The sequence below is a fragment of the Petrocella sp. FN5 genome (genome assembly GCF_029210395.1).
Taxonomy (GTDB): Bacteria; Bacillota; Clostridia; order Lachnospirales; family Vallitaleaceae; genus Petrocella.
Window position 1 is genome coordinate 1 of record NZ_JARGDP010000140.1, and the last position, 2378, is coordinate 2378.

Below are 2378 nucleotides of genomic sequence, written 5' to 3' on the forward strand. Positions count from 1 at the left end.
TGTGAACTTCCGAATAAAGTGCAACTAAAAGAAAAAGTAAAAATGTCATCCTTTAAAAAAGCTTGAAAATACTGAAAAAACCTGCATTTCCTATTGCAAAAATGCAGGTTTTTTGATATACTATATTTAGTCGTAAATACAACTAAAAAGAGGCGATAATTATGTATCTAAGTTACCTAGTGGATGTACCAGAAAATAAAGGGAAAGTCACGTTTCGAAACAAAGGAAATGCGAAGTATGTTTATTATGAATATGATCGAATTTACGATCCTACTAAGCAGTATACAACTGTAAAAAGAGTCACCATTGGTAAAGTGTCTGATGATGACAAAACTAAAATGAGACCCAATGAAAACTTTAGAAAATATTTTCCTGAAGTTGATATTCCAGAAGAACGAGGAGATAATTGTCGAAGCAGTTGTCTTAAAGCTGGCGCATATATGGTAATTAACCAAACGATAAAAGAGACAGGACTTGATAAAAAACTGGAGGATATTTTTGGAAATAAAGCTGCTGGTATAATACTAGATTTTGCAGCCTATTCTATCGTCACGGAAGGTAATGCTGCTCAGTATTATCCAGACTACGCTTATAATCATCCCCTGTTTACACCGGATATGAAGGTCTACAGTGATTCAACCATTTCAGATTTTTTGCGCACTATAAGCGAAAATCAAAGACAGAGCTTTCTTGATTGTTGGAACGAGGAAAGAAATCACAGGGAACGGATCTATATTTCCTATGATTCGACGAATAAGAATTGTGAAGCAGGAAATATCAGTATGGTTGAGTATGGCGCAGCAAAAGCAGATACAGGCACACCTATATTCAACTATGCTGTAGGCTATGACCTGAATAATAGTGAACCACTAATGTATGAAAAATATCCAGGGAGCATTAATGATGTGTCCCAGTTACAATTTATGGTTGAGAAAGTTAAGGGCTATGGTTATAGGAATATAGGTTTTATCCTTGATCGTGGATATTTCAGTAAAGATAACCTGAAATATATGGATAGTAACGGTTTTGGATTTATCATTATGGTGAAAGGATGCAAGGAGTTTATCAGCGAACAGGTAAGAAACCATAAGGGGACTTTTGAGAATGATTGGGCGAACCAGATCGCAGAGTTTGGTGTGTATGGTAAGACCGTTCATACATTTGTATATCCAGCCGACACGAAAAAAAGATATGTTCATATCTTCTATAGTGCAGGAAAAGCGGCTGGGGAACGTTCAAGACTGGAAGAAAATATACGGGAAATGCAGAAATATCTTGCAAGATATCAAGATACCGAGCACAATTTCGGACCTTTATTTCATAAATATTTTCACATGCATTATAATAAAGAGACAGGACACTTTGTCTATGGGGAGCCTAATCTAAAGGTGATTCGTGATGAACTTGATTTATGTGGATACTTTGCCATCATCTCGTCAGAAAAGATGGACGCCAAAGAGGCAATCGGATTATATAAAAACAGAGATGTATCAGAAAAAGTATTTCGAGCAGATAAATCTTATTTAGGCAATAGAAGCTTGCGAGTGGCATCAGAAGAAGCTGCATCTACAAAAATATTTATTGGTTTCATAGCATTGATTATTCGATGTAAAATCTATACGGCATTAAAGAACAAGGCGAAAGAATTGGTTAAAAAACCTAATTACCTTACAGTTCCAGCAGCGATTAGAGAACTAGAGAAAATAGAAATGATACGGCAACTGGATAATGTATATCGCTTGGATCATGCAGTAACAAAGACACAAAAGGTGATACTCAGCGCATTTAATATTGACCCGGCACATGTAAAATACAAAGCGAATTATATCAGTGAAGTTTTGAAGGGAAGAAACTAAATGGCAAGAAATATCAGCAAAGAAGGATTAGAACAAAAGATCGAAAAAGTAGAAAAAGCCATCAGCCGAAATCGAGAACAGTATGATAAGCTGACAGCAGAACTAGAAGAACTGCATCAAAAACAAAAAATGATTCAAAGCGAGGAACTGCTGAAGGCAATCGCTGAAAGTCCAAGAAGCTATGAGGAAATATTGCTGTTTATTGAGGGTAAAAGAGATGTTGGCAAAGAATAAGGTGAAGACTAATGGAAAATATAAATGAAGTTGAAAGAAAAAGAATTGCAGCATTGGATAAGAAAATCGAAAGGCTACAAGAGAAAATAGTTCAAAAACACAAGGAATATAATGCATTGACAGAGGAGCTTCAAAAGCTTTTGGATGAACGTTATCCAGAACGAAATGCGGAACGAGTAAAGGATGTATTATATGATGCATATCAAAAGAGTGATAAATCACTTGAAGATGTTATCGAATTGATTCGAAATACAGAGATCCTTGATTATATTTAACAAGCACTTACAA

General features: G+C 35.4%; 3 protein-coding genes. All 3 read left to right on the top strand.

All coding sequences use genetic code 11. The features are described from left to right. Positions 1-161: 161 nt before the first annotated feature. From P0N36_RS14995 to P0N36_RS15005, 3 genes are read left to right on the top strand one after another with little or no spacing between them, the layout of a single operon-like run. Positions 162-1856 (top strand): IS1634 family transposase, encoded by a 1695-nt coding sequence (locus P0N36_RS14995; protein ID WP_275843684.1) that lies wholly within the window; start codon positions 162-164, stop codon positions 1854-1856. Beyond that, complete coding sequence (locus tag P0N36_RS15000; RefSeq protein ID WP_275843685.1) at positions 1857-2090, top strand: hypothetical protein; 234 nt, start codon at positions 1857-1859, stop codon at positions 2088-2090. Between the two features lie 11 nt (positions 2091-2101). Next, a complete protein-coding gene (locus P0N36_RS15005) occupies positions 2102-2365 on the top strand; it encodes a hypothetical protein (RefSeq protein ID WP_275843686.1) in 264 nt (87 codons plus the stop codon). Positions 2366-2378 lie beyond the last annotated feature (13 nt).